The sequence below is a fragment of the Cohnella caldifontis genome, assembly GCF_029360585.1.
In the GTDB taxonomy this organism is placed as follows: Bacteria; Bacillota; Bacilli; order Paenibacillales; family Paenibacillaceae; genus Cohnella; species Cohnella caldifontis.
In genome coordinates this window covers 55036-72587 of record NZ_JAQZSJ010000005.1, presented here as the reverse complement: position 1 = coordinate 72587, position 17552 = coordinate 55036, and the positions used below count along the sequence as shown (strand labels likewise).

At 60.0% G+C, this 17552-nt stretch carries 15 protein-coding genes and 1 riboswitch; of the genes, 4 read left to right on the top strand and 11 right to left on the bottom strand.

The annotated features are described in order from the left end of the window. Complete coding sequence (locus tag PTZ19_RS09885) at positions 1 to 1407, bottom strand: TrkH family potassium uptake protein (RefSeq protein WP_276354093.1); 1407 nt, start codon at positions 1405 to 1407, stop codon at positions 1 to 3. A 29-nt stretch (positions 1408 to 1436) separates the two neighbouring features. Continuing rightward, positions 1437 to 1610, bottom strand: a riboswitch (cyclic di-AMP (ydaO/yuaA leader). A gap of 263 nt (positions 1611 to 1873) precedes the next feature. Between PTZ19_RS09885 and PTZ19_RS09880 the strand changes: the two genes are divergently transcribed. Continuing rightward, positions 1874 to 3616 carry a CPBP family glutamic-type intramembrane protease gene (locus tag PTZ19_RS09880; RefSeq protein WP_276354092.1) on the top strand — a complete coding sequence of 581 codons (1743 nt, stop codon included), beginning with the start codon at positions 1874 to 1876 and terminating at the stop codon, positions 3614 to 3616. Here the strand turns inward: PTZ19_RS09880 and PTZ19_RS09875 are convergent. Beyond that, a complete protein-coding gene (locus tag PTZ19_RS09875; protein WP_276354091.1) occupies positions 3613 to 5484 on the bottom strand; it encodes a patatin-like phospholipase family protein in 1872 nt (623 codons plus the stop codon). The two genes, PTZ19_RS09880 and PTZ19_RS09875, sit on opposite strands and share 4 nt — an antisense overlap. A 171-nt stretch (positions 5485 to 5655) precedes the next feature. On the opposite strand from PTZ19_RS09875, the gene PTZ19_RS09870 reads away from it, so the two are divergent. Further along, on the top strand, positions 5656 to 6240 hold the full coding sequence (locus PTZ19_RS09870) for a TetR/AcrR family transcriptional regulator (protein ID WP_276354090.1): 585 nt from the start codon (positions 5656 to 5658) through the stop codon (positions 6238 to 6240). Positions 6241 to 6343: 103 nt separating this feature from the next. On the opposite strand, the gene uvrC is transcribed toward PTZ19_RS09870, so the two are convergent. Further along, positions 6344 to 8218, bottom strand: a complete 1875-nt coding sequence (gene uvrC, locus PTZ19_RS09865; protein WP_276354086.1) for an excinuclease ABC subunit UvrC — start codon at positions 8216 to 8218, stop codon at positions 6344 to 6346. Between the two features lie 195 nt (positions 8219 to 8413). Between uvrC and PTZ19_RS09860 the strand changes: the two genes are divergently transcribed. After that, the gene (locus PTZ19_RS09860; protein ID WP_276354085.1) at positions 8414 to 8560 is read left to right on the top strand and encodes a YqzM family protein; all 147 of its coding nucleotides are present in this window, start codon (positions 8414 to 8416) and stop codon (positions 8558 to 8560) included. 92 nt (positions 8561 to 8652) lie between these two features. Here PTZ19_RS09860 and PTZ19_RS09855 read toward each other — a convergent pair whose 3' ends face one another. From PTZ19_RS09855 to PTZ19_RS09830, 6 genes are all read right to left on the bottom strand, one after another. Continuing rightward, complete coding sequence (locus PTZ19_RS09855) at positions 8653 to 8862, bottom strand: YezD family protein (protein ID WP_276354084.1); 210 nt, start codon at positions 8860 to 8862, stop codon at positions 8653 to 8655. Positions 8863 to 8890: 28 nt separating this feature from the next. Next, on the bottom strand, positions 8891 to 9757 hold the full coding sequence (gene cysW / locus PTZ19_RS09850; RefSeq protein WP_276354083.1) for a sulfate ABC transporter permease subunit CysW: 867 nt from the start codon (positions 9755 to 9757) through the stop codon (positions 8891 to 8893). 12 nt (positions 9758 to 9769) lie between these two features. Next, the gene (cysT, locus tag PTZ19_RS09845; protein WP_276354081.1) at positions 9770 to 10606 is read right to left on the bottom strand and encodes a sulfate ABC transporter permease subunit CysT; all 837 of its coding nucleotides are present in this window, start codon (positions 10604 to 10606) and stop codon (positions 9770 to 9772) included. 34 nt (positions 10607 to 10640) lie between these two features. Then, complete coding sequence (locus PTZ19_RS09840; RefSeq protein WP_276354080.1) at positions 10641 to 11756, bottom strand: sulfate ABC transporter substrate-binding protein; 1116 nt, start codon at positions 11754 to 11756, stop codon at positions 10641 to 10643. Between the two features lie 820 nt (positions 11757 to 12576). Then, positions 12577 to 13530 (bottom strand): ATP-binding protein, encoded by a 954-nt coding sequence (locus PTZ19_RS09835; RefSeq protein ID WP_276354079.1) that lies wholly within the window; start codon positions 13528 to 13530, stop codon positions 12577 to 12579. A gap of 42 nt (positions 13531 to 13572) precedes the next feature. Next, complete coding sequence (locus PTZ19_RS09830; protein WP_276354078.1) at positions 13573 to 15075, bottom strand: DnaD domain protein; 1503 nt, start codon at positions 15073 to 15075, stop codon at positions 13573 to 13575. Between the two features lie 74 nt (positions 15076 to 15149). Here PTZ19_RS09830 and PTZ19_RS09825 point away from each other — a divergent pair, with 74 nt between their 5' ends. Next, positions 15150 to 16139: a copper amine oxidase N-terminal domain-containing protein gene (locus tag PTZ19_RS09825; RefSeq protein WP_276354077.1), complete on the top strand. Its 990-nt coding sequence runs from the start codon at positions 15150 to 15152 to the stop codon at positions 16137 to 16139. A gap of 16 nt (positions 16140 to 16155) precedes the next feature. On the opposite strand, the gene PTZ19_RS09820 is transcribed toward PTZ19_RS09825, so the two are convergent. Together PTZ19_RS09820 and PTZ19_RS09815 are read right to left on the bottom strand one after the other, a co-directional pair. Then, a complete protein-coding gene (locus PTZ19_RS09820) occupies positions 16156 to 16836 on the bottom strand; it encodes a DUF4956 domain-containing protein (RefSeq protein ID WP_276354076.1) in 681 nt (226 codons plus the stop codon). Between the two features lie 15 nt (positions 16837 to 16851). Beyond that, complete coding sequence (locus PTZ19_RS09815) at positions 16852 to 17538, bottom strand: polyphosphate polymerase domain-containing protein (RefSeq protein WP_276354314.1); 687 nt, start codon at positions 17536 to 17538, stop codon at positions 16852 to 16854. Between the last annotated feature and the right edge of the window lie 14 nt (positions 17539 to 17552).

Genomic DNA, 17552 nt, shown 5'->3' with positions numbered 1-17552 from the left:
TTACCCGATAATGATTTTGCCTTCCGCGTTCCGGTAGAGCGCGCGGCCCGGCTTGGGGGCGATCGCGTAAGACAGCGTCAGCGGTCCCAGCCGCCCGATGAACATCATGATAATGATGATGATTTTGCCGGCCAGCGACAGATCCGTCGTCAGCCCCATCGTTAAGCCGACCGTGCCGAACGCCGAGGTGACCTCGAACAGAATCATCAGGAAAAAATGGTCCTCCGTCGTCGACAGGATCATCGTGGCGACCATGACGAGCGCCAGCGCGAACATCGTCACGGTCAGCGCCTTGTACACGCGTTCCTGTGCCAAGCGGTAACGGAAGAGGACGACGTCTTCCTTGCCGCGGATCATCGTGTTCACCGCGCCGATCAGCGCCGCGAACGTGGTCGTTTTGATGCCGCCGCCGGTCGACCCCGGGGAAGCGCCGATGAACATCAGCACGATGATGATGAATTGCGTGGCCTGCCGGAGCGAACCGACGTCCAGCGTGTTGACGCCCGCCGTCCGCGGGGACACGGACTGGAAGAAGGCGGCCAGCAGCTTCTGGCCGAGGGGAAGCGGCCCCATCGTCAGCGGATTGGAATATTCGAACACGAGGATGACGACCGCGCCGGCGAAAATCAGCAGCCCCGACATGCTGAGCACGACCTTGGAATGCAAGGACAACTTCCGTTTGTTGCGGTAATCCGCCAGGTCGGCGAGCACCACGAAGCCCAGACCGCCCAGGATGATCAACAGCGCCGCCGTCAGGTTCACCCAAGGATCCCCGACGTAGCTCATCAGGCTGCGGTAATTTCCCATGATGTCGAAACCGGCGTTGTTGAAAAAGGAGACGGAGTGGAAAATGCCATAGTAAACGGCTCGGCCCGGACTCATGTCGAACAGGAAGCGAACCGTGAAGCAGACGGCTCCGGCCAGCTCGATGACCAGCGAATACCCCACGACCTTCCGCACGAGCCGGACGATGCCTTCGATGCTGGACTGGTTGAGCGCTTCCTGCAGCACCAGGCGCTCCTTCAGCGAGATACGCCTTTTCAGGAACACCGCGAACAAAGTCGCCATCGTCATGAAGCCCAGACCGCCGATCTGGATCAGCAGCAGGATCACGATTTGCCCGAACGACGAATAATACGTTCCGGTGTCGACCACGACCAATCCGGTCACGCAGGTCGCCGAAGTGGCGGTAAACAGCGCGTCGATCCAGCGGGTCGGCTGCCCTGTGGCGGACGCTTCCGGCAGTGACAACAGCTGGGCCCCGATCAGGATGATGAGGGCGAAGCCGATGACGAGCAGGCGGGGAGGCGATGCCACCAAAAACCGGTAAATTTTGCCGAACAATCCCTTCACCTCGATGTCGGTTCCATCCCGGGCGAGCAGAATCCTAAGCACAAAAAAAAGCATTGGAACCCCAATGCCGCAAATGCGCATGCGAGTCCTGTTCCGGCAGCCTGCGAGGTTAGCTGACGGGTTCGGGCACGAACAGGCGGCCCTATCCTTCCGCGCGGCGCGCGGTCGGAATTCACCCCGGATGCGCCGTGCGGATTCGAGTCCGCGGCGCGGTTGGTTCCCCCGTTTTCTTCAAAGAAATTCGGCTGATGAATGATGGTATGAAAATGCGTGAAAACCGTACTTTCGCATTATAGACTTTCCCCGAATGGCCGACAAATGCAAATTTGGGCCAATCCGGGCAAAAGGAGAGTTTATCCGCTTTCCGCCTGGACAGAACAAGGGGCGCGCACGCATTATCGCCGCTTTTTCTCCGTTTCTCTGCCGCAGCGAACGCCGCGCGATGGAAATGAAGGCGAAATTTATGCTACGCTAGCTGTATGCGTTTACCTGAACGGCATCAGCCAAAGGAGCAGTGAAAATGCGCCGAATCGGGAGAACGTTCGAGCATCCGGGATGGTGGATCGCGGCAGGCATCGGCCTGGTTCTCTTCCTGTTGATTCAAGTATTCCCCATTCTCGGAGATCATGGCGGCAATCGTCCGCTGAGCCGGGAAACGGGCGAAAAAGCGGCGCTGGCCGCGGCGCGGGAGAAGTTCGGCGTGACGGCGGGATCCGCGGACGTCCGGCTGACCCACCTCTCCGACAGCGAAGCGGTCGGCTATTTCGCCAAAGAAAAGCTAACCGATCGCTACGACCGGACTTGGGCGGAGGACTATCCGACCGACGTTTACCGAGCCGATTTCTGGCCCGAGGCCGATTCGGGCACGCTGACGTTGTATATATCGTTGGAATCCGGCAAGCTGGTAGCTTGGCGGGACGGCCGCCTTCCTGCAGCGGATCGGGCGGGCACCGGCGAAACCCCGGCTTCGTCCTCGAGCGAGGGCTCCCGGGAGGGGGCCGATCGGGCGCTTCAGTACGCGGCGTTCTGGGGCGTGAAAACCTCGGACTGGGAGTGGGACGGGAATCCGGCGGATCCGGACGGAAAATGGACGTTCTTGAGCCGCAAAGGAGATCTGGGGGAAGCCCGGCTCGTTCTGGAAGCGCGCGTGCCCGAGACGTTCTCTCCGGCCTCGTCGGCGTATCCTCCGACCGAGGGAGGCTCGGTGACGTACGACATCCGCGTTCCCGAAGCGTTCTCGGCCTATTTGGCCCAGCAGAAACGCCTGGCGAGCCGTTTGAACGCGATCGGTTTCGTCCTGCCGGAGCTGGTGCTGCTCGTGCTCTCCATCGTTTACGCGGCCGCTCGGCGGAGCTATGCCTCGTTCCGGCGGGGGCTCGGCCTGACCGCGGTTTTCCTGATCCTGTATACGGCCTTTTACTTCAACCTGCTGCCCGGGTTTCGGGCCGGACTGCTCGACGAGGGCATCACCGGCGACGACCTGGCGGTGCTCGGCCTGTTGATCATCAACTTGGTCATCCTGGCTTGCATGGGGATTTTCACCTATTTCTCGGCGGTCGCGGGAGACGGGCTATGGCGGTCGATGGGCCGGAATTTGTGGCCGAGGTGGAAGGAAGCCGGTTACGGGCAGGCGGTGCTGACCGGCATGAAGCAAGGCTATCCGCTTGCCTTCCTGCTCCTGGGCGTGCAGTCGGTGATCCTGCTCGGACTGGAGCAAGGCATCGGGATGTTCCAATCCACCGACGCCAGCCAGTCTTCGCCGAACATGACGCTGCCTTGGCTGCTGCTTGCGCTCGCCTGGTGCACGGGCATTTCGGAGGAGCTGCAGAGCCGCCTGTTCGGCATCGGTCTGTTCCGCAGCTGGCTGCTCGGCGGGGCGAAACGGGCGCTGGGGCGGCCCCCTTCCCCGCGCGCCGAGACTTGGCTGACGCTGGCGGCGATGATCCCTCCCGGCGCGGTCTGGGCGTTCGGCCATGCGGGATACGCCGTTTACCCGGCCACCTCCAGGCTGATCGAGCTGATCGTCTTGAGCCTGTTGTTCGGCTGGTTTCTGCTTCGCTTCGGCCTCTTCGCCGTCGTGTTCGCGCATATCGTGCTGGATACTACGCTTATGTGCGTTCAGTTGATGGCGGACGGCCTGCCCGGGGACCGGATCGCGGCGCCGGTCGGGTTCCTGCTCCCGGCGGCCGTCGCTTGGCTGATCTGGCTGGCGCATCGGCGGCGAAACGGACATTCCTTCCCTACCGAAGGCCGCGAAACCTAAGGAATCGTGTAGGATTCGATCTTCCGTAGAATGTCGGCTATCGATTGGCGCGCGGCATTCTCCCCGGCTTGAATGCTCGCAGCCGATAATTTAAAGGAGACGGAAGCGTGCTCGAGCCGAGGATTCAGTACGATATCGGCGAGTTGCAATTCTTCCAGAATCATCCGCTTGCTCATGACGTCGATCGTATTGAGAATGGCGGCGACGAAATGGGACGGCACTCTCTTCGCGAAGGCAGGCGTGCTGAGATCGACGGCAATGACGATATCCGCTCCCATGCTTTTGGCCAGCGCGACGGGAACGGGATGCGCGACGGCTCCGTCGAGCAGCAGTTGATCCCCGTATTGGACCGGTTTCATGACTCCGGGAATGGCCGTGGATGCACAGATCGCGTGCGACACTTTGCCTTTATTGAGAATGCAAGCCTCCCCGCTAACCGCATGGGAAGCTACGGCGGCAAAAGGAATCTTCAAGTCCCGGAAATCGACCGGTCCGATGTATTTTTCCACGAATCGAACCATCGGGTGATTGTTGACGAACCCTTGGAGCGGAATGGTAGGGCGTACCAACTGTCTCCAGCGAACGGTAGGCAATACCCGCTCGAACGCCGAAGTCGGCTGGCCTCCCGCGTACAAAGCGCCGATGAACGCGCCCACGCTCGTGCCCGCGATCATGTCGATGGGAATTTCGGCCTGCTCCAGCGCTTTGATGACCCCGACATGAGCCGCTCCCCGCGCCGAACCGCTTCCCAGCGCGAGCGCGATTTTCGGGCGGGTCCCGGGCTTGCGAGCGCTTCCGAACCGAAGATGCGAAATGCGGATCGTATCCCCGTCGCTCCGGATGAGCGCCTCGTGGACCACCCGTTTCAGTTCCTTGATATTCTCGGCCAGAAACGGGAAATTGCCGATCAGGTTCAATGCTTCTTGCGAAATCAAGGTTTCGGGAGCCTCGAACCCCGCGTCGGCGATAAAGGCATGGACAAGCGCGGGGATATCTTCCATCCGTTCCCTGAGCGGCAGGATCGTGAGCCGGTCTTCGGCCAGTTCAAGCGGGCGCCTGGCGGTCATGATGCACCGGGTTTCGTCCTCCAGCGAAGCCGCCAGGCGCTGCAAGAGATCGGACGGGAGTAGATCGGCTTCCCTTAGGATGACCGTTCCTCCTCTAGCCGCCCGGCATTTGGCTTCCCATTCCTCGATGTTCAGGCTCTCCCCTTCCATCAGGAAGACCGGTAATTCGGATCTCCGAGATCGCGCGTGAATCTCCCAAGCGGCATGGGAGCGGCCGACCCCTTTCTCCCCGATGATGCACAGCAAGCCGTCCCTTCGGGCCAGCTCGTCGATGCGGCGCCGCAACCCGCGCATGAACCCGCTCTCTCCGGCCAAAACCCCGTATTGGGATTGCCGTTCTTCCTTCAGTTGACGTAAGATCACGGAGCTTTTCGCGTGCTCCTCCAGCACGCGGTCGTTGGAGTTCGCGATCCGCCCCACCATCGCTTCGATCATATGCCGGCGGAACCCGGGGCTGCCGTCCATGAGTTGAAGCAAGCCTTCTCGGGGCAGGGACACCGTCCGAACCGGCCCGTCCGCTTGAACCGTCGCGCTCACCGGGCTGCCCGTCAAACAGGACATTTCCCCGAAGAATTGCCCCGATTCCAGCTTCGCGACGTGGATTCGGGTTTCTTGTTGAACGTATACGTGCAAAATTCCGGACAGGATGATATGGAAACGGGCGGCCTCTTGATTCTGCCGTAGAACCACCGTCCCGCTTTCGAAATCATGGAGCTGCAAGTAAGGGGATATAGACCGCATGTCCTGATCGTTCAACTCGCCGATCATCGGAATCGATTGGAGATCGTGAAGGAGATTCAAAGCGCATACATCCTTTCCTCGCAGGTTCGCGGCTGCAGCGAATTTCACGACAGCTACCAAGCCGTAGAAGGGACGGATCTTCTATGATATAAAGGGAATATACCCCAAATTTTCTCGGGAACCCATTGGGAAGTCAAGAGTAGGAACGGATAAAGGACAAACGGAGGGACTATGTACCACAATAACGAAGACCGGAGGTCCATCCAGTCGAAAAACATGCTGTATCGCGCCTTGTCGCAAAAAATACGGGAGAAGGACTTTCGAACCCTCACGATCCAAGAAGTCGTCCTGACCGCGCAGGTCGGAAGATCGACCTTTTACCGAAATTTCGATGACCTGGAATCGATTTTGCTGTGGAAATGCAATGAGACCTTCCAATCCCTATACCGTTTTATCCTCGAATCCATCTCCGCGCAGGAAATTCGGCACGACGCCGATCCCTTTCCTTTTCTATTGCCTTTTTTCCGATTTTGGAAAGAGGATTCGGAAATCATCGAATTATTGGTCGCGGCCCGTCGGATCGACATTCTTTACTCAGCGTTCGAGAACACCTTGAAACAACTAGTATCCCGGCTCAATCCGGCCCTGACGAGCCGTTCTCCGCACTTCGAGTATTTCTTGGCCTTCCGCTCGGGCGCCCTGATCCACATTCTGATCCAATGGATCCGCAATCGCAAAAATCTATCTCCCGAAGACATGTACGCTCTCATCAAGCTGCAATCGAAGGGATTCGCGCAACCCGCCGGAACGACGTAAACGAGAGTGGGAGATGGGCGGAGCCGATGAAAAAAGAGCTGTCCCGACCCTCATTCGCGATGAGCCGGGACAGCCTATGGGGGATATCGCATTCCTTTCCTGTTTATAACGGAGAATGTTCCGCGGCCGCGGATTCGCCCGCCTCCTCGTTCCCGTTGAGCGCGTCCAGAATGCGGCGGGCCAGCGCCTCGCCGATGGACACCTCGCGGAAGTCCTCCACCTTCGCCTCTCGGATCGCCTTCAGCGAGCCGAAGTGCCGCAGCAGCTGCTTGCGCCGCTTCTCGCCGATGCCCGGGATGGCGTCGAGCTTGGACGCGATCATCGACTTGGCGCGTTTCTCGCGGTGGAACGTGATCGCGAAGCGATGCACCTCGTCTTGGATACGCTGCAGCAAATAAAACTCCTGGCTGTCCCGGGGCAGCGGAACGACTTCCGGCGGATCGCCGACGAGCAGTTGGGCGGTCCGGTGTTTATCGTCTTTCGCCAGGCCGCACACGGGAATGTCGAGCCCCAGCTCGTTCGCGAGCACGTCCAGAGCCGCCGCGATATGGCCGCGCCCGCCGTCCACGACGATCAGGTCGGGCAGCTCCAGGTCTTCCTTCAACGCCCGCTCGTACCGCCGCCGGACGACCTCCCGCATCGTTTCGTAATCGTCCGGTCCCTGTACCGTGCGGATGTTGTATTTGCGGTATTCCTTCTTGTCCGGCTTGCCGTCCCGGAACACGACCATGGCCGAAACCGGGTTCGTCCCCTGGATGTTGGAGTTGTCGAACGCCTCGATGCGGCTCGCGGACGGGATGCCCAGCCACTCGGCCAAGCCGGCGGCCGCCTTGACGCTGCGCTCCTCGTCCCGTTCGATGAGCCGGAACTTTTCCTCCAGCGCCACGCGGGCGTTGTCGCAGGCCATATCCACCAGGGAACGCTTCGTCCCCCGCTTCGGCACGAGCACCTTCACGCGGAGAAAGCGATGCAGCGACTCGGCGATCTCGTCCTCCTCCGCCTCGTCCTCCGGCGCGGGAATGAGCATCTCGCGCGGCAGCGCCGGGTTGTCGCTGTAATACTGCGTCACGAAGCTGAGGAAATCGTCGTACGGCTCGCCGTAGAACGGAAACAACGACACGTGCCGCTGCACCATTTTGCCTTGGCGCATGTACAGGATCTGCACGCACATCCAGCCTTTGTCCACGGCAAAGCCGAACACGTCGCGGTCCTGGGCGTCCTGCAGCGTGATCGTCTGCTTCTCCATCGTCGCTTCGATCGCCAGGATTTGGTCCCGGTATTCCCGCGCCCGCTCGAACTCGAGCGCCTCCGCCGCCTCCTCCATTTTGCGCTGAAGTTCTTTTTTGATGTCCGCATGGCCGCCGTTCAGGAACTTGGCGATCTCCCCGGCCATCCGGTCCCACTCCGAAGAAGGCACGGTGAATTCGCAAGGCGCGAGGCACTGCCCGAGATGGTAATACAAACACACTTTGTCGGGTATCGTGCGGCATTTCCGCAGCGGGTACAGCCGGTCGAGCAGCTTTTTCGTCTGCTGGGCCGCGAAGGCGTTCGGATAGGGGCCGAAATATTTCGCCTTGTCCTTCAGGATGCGGCGAGTGACCTCCAGCCGGGGGTGCTCCTCATGCGTGATCTTCAGATAAGGGAACGACTTGTCGTCCTTGAGCAGCACGTTGTAACGGGGATAATGCTGCTTGATCAGGTTGCATTCCAAAATGAGCGATTCCGTGTTGCTCGCGGTCACGATGTATTCGAAGTCCCGGATTTCCGAGACGAGCCGCTGCGTCTTGCCGTCGTGGCTGCCGCTAAAATAGGAGCGCACGCGGTTTTTCAGCACTTTGGCCTTGCCGACGTAGATGATCTGGCCTTCGCCGTTCTTCATCAAGTAGCAGCCGGGCTGATCCGGGAGGAGCGCAAGCTTGCGGCGGATGTTCTCCATCGCCTTCTCCCGGTCCGGAAACGTCGTTTGTTCGGTATCCATGTGGCGCGGCATCCTCCCTTCGGAATGATTTCGATCCATGATGCCATCCCCTCCATTGTAACACAGGCAGCCGCTCCTTGGCGGAGCCCGGCGTCCGGTTTGTCGCAAACTTGTCACGTTTCGCGCGCTTTACAAGGAAAAGCGATGTTGGGTATACTAGGGGAAATGAGGTTTGACCCAACCAGGAGGCTTCCCATGGAAGAGAACATTCGCGATCCTCGCCTGCATGTGAACGAAGAGCCCCGCGACGATTTCCAAGACGTGGCGATGGGATTCGCCGTCATGTTCGCCTTTATGGTGGTCGTATTCTTCGCGGCCGTCATCATCAAAGCGAACATCTGATACTCTTAAGGCTTGATGCGGACATGAAAAACGCACCCCGGCGCCGAAGGACGGCGATCGGGGTGCGTTTTATTTTCACTTGGCGGGACTTACTAGAGGGAAGCCGTGCCGTTCGGCTTGGGGGACGAGGCCGCGGAGACGCGGCTATCCTTGGCGCCTTCGTACCGAAACTTCTCCGTCCGTTCGATCTGGACGATCCGGCCGTCGTGCACGACGATCTGCACCGTGCCGTAAGCCAACCCTTCCACGGCCTCCCGGATTCTTTCATTCCACTCTTCGTTCCATTGCACCGGCTTCGTCATCCGGATTCCCCTCCCTCAAGGTTCCTTGCTAGTTCCGATGGATTCGGCTCTCCACGACGGACTTCACGATCAGCGTTACGACGGCCAGCAGCATGAGCAGCGAGGCGACGGCGAATGCCGCGGAAAACTTGTATTCGTTGTACAGAATTTCGATATGGAGCGGCAGCGTGTTCGTCTCGCCCCGGATATGGCCGGAGACGACCGACACGGCGCCGAACTCCCCCATGGCCCGGGCGTTGCAGAGGATCATGCCGTACAGCAGTCCCCATTTGACGTTCGGCAGCGTCACCTTGAAAAACACCCGGAATCCCCGCGCGCCAAGGGTGACGGCAGCCTCCTCGTCCTGGACGCCCTGCTCCTCCATCAGGGGCAGCAGCTCGCGGGCCACGAACGGGAACGTCACGAACATCGTGGCCAGGACGATGCCGGGCGTCGCGAAAATGATCGAGACGTTATGCTCCTGCAGCCAAGGACCCAGCAGGCCCTGCGCGCCGAACAACAGCACGTAGATCAATCCGCTGATCACGGGAGAAACCGCGAATGGAAGGTCTATCAGCGTGACAAGCAACTGCTTTCCCCGGAACTTGAACTTCGTGATCGCCCACGCGGCCGCCAGCCCGAACAGAGTATTGAGCGGTACGGCGATCGCCGCGGTGATCAAGGTGAGACGCAGCGCAGCCAGCGCGTCGGGGTCTCTGAGCGCGGCGGCGTAGGCGTCCCATCCTTTGCTGAACGCTTGCGTAATCACCGTCGCCAAAGGCAGCAGGATGATCGCGCCGACGAGCAGCAAGGCAACGCCGATCAGCAAGGCGCGTACGGCGCCCGACTCCGTCAAATGCCGGGGCGTCCGCATGGGCTTATTCTCGGGCAGCGTCTGGTCGATGGTTGCCGCCATGACGTCCCCCCCTTAAGCCGCGTGCAGCCGGCGGCCGGCCCGCCGCTGCAGCAGATTGATGACCAGCAGGAGCAGGAACGAAATCAGGAGCAGGACGACGGCGATAGCCGCCGCCTGGCCGTACTCGTATTGCTCTAACTTCGTGATGATAAGCAGCGGCGCGATCTCCGTTTTCATGGGCATGTTGCCGGAGATGAACACGACCGAGCCATATTCCCCGATGCCCCTGGCGAAGGCAAGCGCGAACCCCGTGAGCATCGCCGGAACGAGTTCCGGCAAGATGACCCGAAAAAAGATTTTCCGCCGGTAAGCGCCGAGCATGACGGCCGCCTCCTCCATGTCCGCCTCCAGGTCCTGCAGCACCGGCTGCACGGTCCGGACGACGAACGGGAGGCCGATGAAGACGAGGGCTAGCGTGATGCCGAGCGGCGAATAGGCGATTTTGACCCCGAGCGGCGCCAGCAGCCGGCCGATCCAGCCGTTCGGCGCGTAGATCGTGGTCAGCGCGATGCCGGCTACCGCGGTGGGCAGAGCGAACGGCAGGTCGATCAGCCCGTCGATTATCCGTCTTCCGGGAAACCGGTATCGCACCAGCACCCAGGCGAGCAGCAGGCCGATGAACAAGTTCGCCGCCGCGGCGAAGAACGAAGTCATCAGGCTCAGCTTATAGGAAGCGAGAATTCTCGGCGCCGTGACCGTCTCCCACCACATCCCGGCCGGCAGGCTGGCGGATTTCGCCGCCAGCGCGGCCAGGGGAATGAGCACGATCAGGCTCAGGTAGAGAATCGAAAATCCCATCGTGAGACGAAATCCCGGCAGCAGTCGTTTCGTTTTTGTCGTTTGTGCCATTTCCGGGCAAAGGCTCCTTCAGCCGTTCCTGTCGTCAGGACCCCGGCGTATAGATTTGGTCGAACAGGCCGCCGTCCGCGAAATGCTTTTTCTGCGCTTCCTGCCAGCCCCCGAAATCTTGGTCGATCGTGAGCAGCTTCAGTTGCGGGAATTGATCCTTGTATTTGTCGGCCACGGCTTGCAGGCGGGGACGGTAGAAATTCTTCGCGGCGATCTCCTGGCCTTGCTCGGTATACAAGTATTTCAGGTAGGCCTCGGCGGCTTCCCGGGTTCCTCTCTTGTCGACGACCTTGTCGACGACGGCGACCGGAGGTTCCGCCAGGACGCTGAGCGAAGGCGTGACGATCTCGTACTCGTCTCCGAACTCCTTCAAGGCCAAGTACGCTTCGTTCTCCCAAGCCAGCAGGACGTCCCCGATTTTGCGCTGCACGAACGTGTTCGTCGCATCCCTAGCGCCGGAGTCGAGAACCGGGACGTTTTTGAACAGCTTCGTCATGAATTCCTTGATCTTCGCCTCGTCGTTGCCGTTCTGCTGGGCGGCGTATCCCCACGCCGCGAGGTAGTTCCAGCGGGCCCCGCCCGACGTTTTCGGATTCGGGGTGATGACTTGAACGCCGTCCTTGATGAGGTCGTTCCAATCCTTGATTCCTTTCGGATTGCCTTTGCGCACTAGGAAGACGATCGTGGACGTATACGGCGTGCTGTTGCTTTCGAACGATTGCTGCCAATCCGGCTTGAGAAGGCCTTTCCCGGCGATCGCGTCGATGTCGTACGCCAGCGCCAGCGTCACCACGTCCGCCTGCAGGCCGTCGATGACGGCGCGGCTTTGCTTGCCCGAGCCTCCGTGGGATTGCTTGACCGTGATCGTGCCGCCGGTCTGCTGCTTCCAGTACTCCGCGAAGCTTTTGTTGAATTCTTCGTACAACTCGCGCGTAGGGTCATAGGAGACGTTCAGCAGCTCGATCGGATCCGGAACTTTCGCCGGGCTGCCGCTGGCGGCAGCGCCGCTTTCCTCGCTTGCCGAAGAACTGGGCGAAGGGCTGGCGGAAGAACCGGCGGAAGTTTCTTCTTTCTTCGAGCCGCAAGCCGCTAGCACCGTCAATATCAATGCCGAAACCAGGAGAATACGAATGGATTTCCAATTGTTCATGATGGAGAGCACCCCTCAATTTTTTGGTTATTGCAGGGAAGGAATCCATGCCGCTCTCCGGTGGTCCGGTCGTTAAAGCAGGTTATTCCTACCTGTTTAGTAGGTATTGAGGAGATGATAACCGATGGTCCAGCCAGATGTCAATATGTGTTATAAGAATTATTGATGATTTTAATCATAAACGTTAATTGAAAAAAAACCGTCGGGGATTCGAGGGGTTAAGTCGGTCTCGCCGGTTTAACTCCTCGCACCCTGACGGTTCTGTTCGTGAGAGCGATAATCGCCCGCGGTCTCAACTTGTTTATCAAACAGTGACCTGTTATGGATCCAGCCATAGGGAAAGCCGCCCCCAAGCGGCGCGATTCCCTCGGGAATCGCGAAGCCGGGGAGCGTTAAGCCCGTCTCGCAGGCTTAAACGCTCCGGAATCGCGGAGCCGGGGAGCGTTAAACCCGTCTCGCGAGCTTAAACGCTCCGGAATCGTGGAGCCGGGGAGCGTTAAGCCTGTCTCGTAGGCTTATTCCTACCGGAATCGCGGAGCCGGGGAGCGTTAAGCCTGTCTCGCAGGCTTAAACGCTCCCGAATCGTAGCGCGGAGGACCGTTAAGCCCGTCTCGCGAGCTTAAACGCTCCGGAATCGTAGCGCGGAGGACCGTTAAGCCTGCCTCACAAGCTTAATCCATCGTGAATTGCGACGGTGGACATCATGAAGTCGGTCTCACCGGCTTCATGCTCCTAGCATCTCTTACGATTGGGCTCCATCCGCCAAATTGAACGAAGCAGCAGTCGCGCCTGCCACAACGAACGCAGCTTCATTTCCCGCTCAGCCGCCCCGCTGGTTCCGCCCCCGCACGTGGACAACTTCCACGAACGGCCGGATCCGGTCCATGAGGCGCTGCCCTTTATGCGATTCTTCTCCGTCTTTATGCGTAAAGCTGAAGTGTTTCTCCAACTCGGCCAAGTCGTGGTTGGACGTATAGAAGGTGGGCTTCCGGTTCATCCGGTGGTTCAGGATCGAGCCCAGCACGTGGTCCCGGACCCAAGGGGTCAGATTTTCCGCTCCGATGTCGTCGAAGACGAGCAGATCCGTTTCCTTCATGAGGGAGATCGTCTCTTTAAGCTTCTGAGGCTCATACATCAGCGCCTTGGCGTCCTCCACGAAGTCGGGCATGTAGACGATGACGCCGGAGAAGCCTTCTTTGGCCAGCTTGTGCAGCAGGTACCCGGCCAAAAACGTCTTGCCGGTGCCGAAGCTGCCCATCAAATAAAGTCCGTCCTTCTGCAGCCCCTCCCGTTTCGCGCGGTCCACGTAGGCTAAAATCTGCATCACGGCGGGGGCGCGGGTCCGGTCCGCTTCCATCATTTCCTGCTCGGCGTACGCATCCTTGAGGACAGACTCGTCGACATAAAAGCTGGTGATGCGGTTCCGCAGCTGTTGCTGCTGCTCGTACGCGGTCCACAACGCGCAGGGAACCTTGTGATCGAACGCTTGCCAGCGGCCGCCCATTTCCGCGCAGGAAATCCGGGTGAAGTGCCCCTGCAGGTCGTTCGGGCACTGGTCCAATCCCGGGCAGTTCCGGCAATTGGCGCTCTCCCGCTCGGCCTGGTACAGACGGTTCAGGTTGAAACGCAGCGTCCGGTCGTCCAGCCCCGGATACGCTTCCTTCAGCCCGGCGGCCACCGAACCGTTCAACACCTGCTGGGCTAACTGTTCCGTGCCGGGAATACGGGCGGCCGCACGGGACCATTGCCGAAGCTCGTCTCCCAATGGTTGCATCGCGTCACGTTCCTTTCGCTCGCGCATCCGGCCTATGGCCGGTTATTCTTCCTGCAGCTTCCGCGCCAGATCCATCATGCGCTCCCATTCTTCCGCGCTGAAGTTCGCGATCGGGCCCGTATCCTCTACGACGGACAGAGCCGGCTTGCGGGGCGCCTGAGCTCTGCCGCGGCTCCTCGCGCCCGTGCCTTCCCCGGCCCGTTTCTCTTCGCGCCGCCGGCGTTCGAACCGTTGCGCCGCCTTCACGTAGGCTACGGCCAACTCGAACGTATCGATGTTCTTCTGCAGCATCGTGGAAGCGATGGTTTCCACGTAGGCGGCCGAATTCGGCTGTTCCCAATTCGTATTCAGAATTTCGTTGACGTAATGGATCAGCACGTTGATCACCGGCTGCGGCATTTTAAGCTCGAAGAAAATCCGGTTATACAGCCGGCGCGTCGGCTCCGGCACCTCGCCGGGAAAATGCCAGGCGAGCACGCGATGGTACGGCTCATGGCGCAAAATATGCTCGTACTGCTTCGGCGTGACGCTGTCCCGGAATTTGGCCGGCACGTCGAACGCCCCTTCGCCGGCGTCGCCAGGCGGTTCCGGATCGGCTGCCGAAGGCTCCAGATGGACGGATACCCGTTCCGCTCTCGCTTGGCTCTGCCGCACCTTGAAAATTTCCGTCGCGTTCTCTTCGAAGATTTCCCAATTCACGGCCCCGTCCGCCCGGAACATCTCGTCCCGATCCAACAGCCGCTGGACGTCCAGCACGGTCAAATCGTACCGGTAGGCGTAATAATTCAGTTGCTGCATCGTTTCGGGCGCCTTGTTCAGGCGTTCGACGTATCGGCGGGTCGTCGCGCTCCGGGGGAAATGCTTCAGGATGTCGTGATAGCGGATCTTCTCCGGCGGCGTGAACTTCGGAGCCTGCTGCCGGGCCGTCGCCGTCTCCTGCCAGCCCGCTTCCAGCTCCGGGTCGGCCGGCCCGCCCGAAAGGCGGAACATGTCGTAGAACGGCACCGTCACCTCCTGCCGGCCGATGAACCGCGTGAGTTCCGCAGGCGGTTCGGCGGACCAGCGCTTTCGGAGTTCCAATACGGCCGACCGGCCGATTTTGTCTCTTAACAGCAGCGACAGGTGGACGTTCGAGAAAAACTCCGCCGCACCCAGCGGACGCAAAAGCGCATATTCGTAAACCGTTTCCTCCGTCAGCGGATTCTCGTGGACGAACACCTGCAGCAAGCCGACCGCTTCCAGCTTCGAAGCGGCGTCGATCGCGACCTTCCTGCCGGAAGGTCCCGGTTCGACGCCTAGCCCCAGGAACAGCTCCCTCTGCGACTCCAAGGAGCTGTAGCCGACCTCGTCCTCCGCCTTGACGTGATAGAGATAATGATAGAGACCGGCCGCGAAAGCGCCGACCATCGGCTGATAGAGGGCCGCCAGCAGCTTGCGGTCCAAGCCGCTCAGGGCGAAATCCCGATAGACGAAGTAGCGGTGGTTCTCTGTGAATTCCAGTAAATTCGACACGTGCATAACGGAATCGACAACTCTCTTCCGCAAGAATGTCTCTCTATTGTAGCATAAAGATTGGTATAATGAAGCCAAGCAGAATACGGAAAAGGAATGAAGCCAGCATGAGGCTGCTCCGGTTATCGGCATGGGTCGGTTTATGTCTGTTCGTGACGTCGTCGGCGAACGGAGCGGAGGCCGGCACGGCCCCGAGCGTCGTCCAAAAACTCGTTTTCCCGTCCGCCGGCGAGCCGGAAACGCGGGACTTGACCGCCGAATTGCTCTCGGACGGTTCGTTCTCGGTCGCGTGGCGGTTGTCGGAACCCCAGCCGAGCCGATTAACCTATTACCGCAAGGGAGACGTCTTCTCCTACGAGACGCCGGATGGCAGCCGCGCCGTGCGTCTGTCCGGCGAGCGGGAGCCCGCAGGCTCCCTCGCGGGCATCCCCTCGGGTCTCTCCGTCCCTGTCACGATCCAGGCCGAAGGCAGCGAAGTCCGTTCCGTCCAGAAGGACCGGACTTGGAGTTACCGGCTTCCGGATGGCCGTCAGGTGACGGCCGGTTCCCTTCATACGGACGATAAAGGCGACCTTTTCTTCCAGGACGACGCCCAATCGTTCTATTCGCTGGACGGGAAGGGACAGCTCCGGTTTGTCCTGTCCGCAGCCGAAGCGTCCTCCCCCGTCGAATGCCGGGCGGCTCCGAACGGCGACGCCGTCTGTCTCTCTCCGGAGATGGGCGTGATCGGCATCCGCGCGGAATCCGACGCCCCGCGCCTGTTCATCGACGGGAAGGAGCAGTTTTTCCCGCAGCCGCCGGTCCTCAAAGGGGGGGCGGCGTTCGTGCCGTTCCGCGGCTTGTTCGAGGCGTTGTCCGCCTCGGTTTCCTGGGACGCCAAAAGCCGCACCGTGAAAGCCGTAAAGGGCAAGCAAACGGTGCGGCTGACGCTGGGCAGCAAAACGGCCGAAGTCAACGGAAAACGGGTGTCATTGGATGCGGCGCCTTATTCGTTAGACGGCTCGACGATGGTGCCGCTCAGATTCGCGGGAGAAGCGCTGGGCAGCTATGTCGTTTGGGAAGCGGCCACCCGAACGATCCAGATCGCGTCCAAATGACGCAAATGACGCCCCCTTACTGGGCGTAATCTCCGCGGTAATTCACCAGCGCGACGTCGGCGACGCCTTCGATCTCCGACAAACGGTTGACGAACGCGGTGTTGTCGTCCCGCAAGCGGATCTCGAGCGTCATCTCGATGAGGTCTTTCCGCACCGTCTTGGATTTCAGGTGGTAATTCATTTTGACCAGCTGGTTTTTCACTTCGTCGGAAGCCGACAGATCATGGCGAATGATCAGCAGGTACGGGCTTGTCCGGATCTTTTTCCGGGATAGGAAAAAGAGCACGGCGCCGACGGCGGCCGATCCGATAAGCGCCAGCGGATACAGCTTGGCGCCGGACGCGATGCCGGCGGAGATCGCCCAGAACATGTAGACGATATCGAGCGGATCCTTGACCGCCGTACGGAAGCGGACGATGCTGAGCGCCCCGACCATTCCGAGCGACAGGACGATGTTCGTGCTGATCGTCATGATGATCAAGGCCGTGATCATCGACATGAGCACGAACGTGACGTTGTAGTTGTAACTGTAGATGACGCCGCGGAACGTCATCTTATAGACGAAGTAAATGAACATGCCGATGGCGAACGAGCAAAGCAGCCCCAGTCCGATATCCATGTAGGACACGTTTTGGAAGGCGTCCAGGTGCAGCACGCTTTTTTTGAACAAATCCTCGAAATTCAGGTAATCTCCCATTCCCGCTTCCCCCTTCTACGGAAGAAAATGGCGGAACGCCATCTCCCGGCACAGCAAATATTTCGAAATGGCGGAGCGCTGGAACGATTCCGGCTGCGCCAACACCCGGACGTTTTCCGGAAAATAACTCCCGTATTTGATCTCCAGAATCGTTCTCGCGTCGTCGAACACCTCGACCGGCATCGCGCCCGGCTCGAATAGATCCCGTCCGTTCACGACGGCCGACAACCGCTTGTCGAACGTGATCCGGACATCGCCCTCGTCGACATAGGCTTCTCTCCAATACTCGACGATGACCGACGGCCGGAAGCCGCGGTGCGCGACGGCGAGATGGAAATCCCGCTGCAGCGGCATGGAGCCGTTCTTGAGGAACGAGACGTCTCCCTTCAGGATGCGTTCGTATTCCTCCCGGGTCAGCGATACCGATTCTTTGTGGATGTAATCCCCGTATTTGTGTTTCCGTTCCAACTTGATCGTATCGTCGCTTCCGTTATAGGTGCGGATCCGGTATTTCTCCCGCCCGAAGATGCCGGACGCTTTGTCTTCCAGCGCTTGATCGTGCACGCCGTCGAAATACAGGCTGCGGATGAGGTATCCGTTCGGCCCCGCCGAATGGGCGTCCAAGGAGAGGAGCGAAGCCACCCTTCCCCGGAGCGCCGCGTATTCGTGGACGTGCAGGTAATATTTCCATTCGTGCCGCAGCCGGCGTCCCAGGT

Coding starts and splice junctions, on each gene's coding strand:
- PTZ19_RS09835 (WP_276354079.1), bottom strand. CDS start 13,530: ATGCAACCATTGGGAGACGAGCTTCGGCAATGGTCCCGTGCGGCCGCC.
- PTZ19_RS09885 (WP_276354093.1), bottom strand. CDS start 1,407: ATGCTTTTTTTTGTGCTTAGGATTCTGCTCGCCCGGGATGGAACCGAC.
- uvrC (WP_276354086.1), bottom strand. CDS start 8,218: ATGGATACCGAACAAACGACGTTTCCGGACCGGGAGAAGGCGATGGAG.
- PTZ19_RS09840 (WP_276354080.1), bottom strand. CDS start 11,756: ATGAACAATTGGAAATCCATTCGTATTCTCCTGGTTTCGGCATTGATA.
- PTZ19_RS09870 (WP_276354090.1), top strand. CDS start 5,656: ATGTACCACAATAACGAAGACCGGAGGTCCATCCAGTCGAAAAACATG.
- PTZ19_RS09860 (WP_276354085.1), top strand. CDS start 8,414: ATGGAAGAGAACATTCGCGATCCTCGCCTGCATGTGAACGAAGAGCCC.
- PTZ19_RS09825 (WP_276354077.1), top strand. CDS start 15,150: ATGAGGCTGCTCCGGTTATCGGCATGGGTCGGTTTATGTCTGTTCGTG.
- PTZ19_RS09855 (WP_276354084.1), bottom strand. CDS start 8,862: ATGACGAAGCCGGTGCAATGGAACGAAGAGTGGAATGAAAGAATCCGG.
- cysW (WP_276354083.1), bottom strand. CDS start 9,757: ATGGCGGCAACCATCGACCAGACGCTGCCCGAGAATAAGCCCATGCGG.
- PTZ19_RS09820 (WP_276354076.1), bottom strand. CDS start 16,836: ATGGGAGATTACCTGAATTTCGAGGATTTGTTCAAAAAAAGCGTGCTG.
- PTZ19_RS09880 (WP_276354092.1), top strand. CDS start 1,874: ATGCGCCGAATCGGGAGAACGTTCGAGCATCCGGGATGGTGGATCGCG.
- cysT (WP_276354081.1), bottom strand. CDS start 10,606: ATGGCACAAACGACAAAAACGAAACGACTGCTGCCGGGATTTCGTCTC.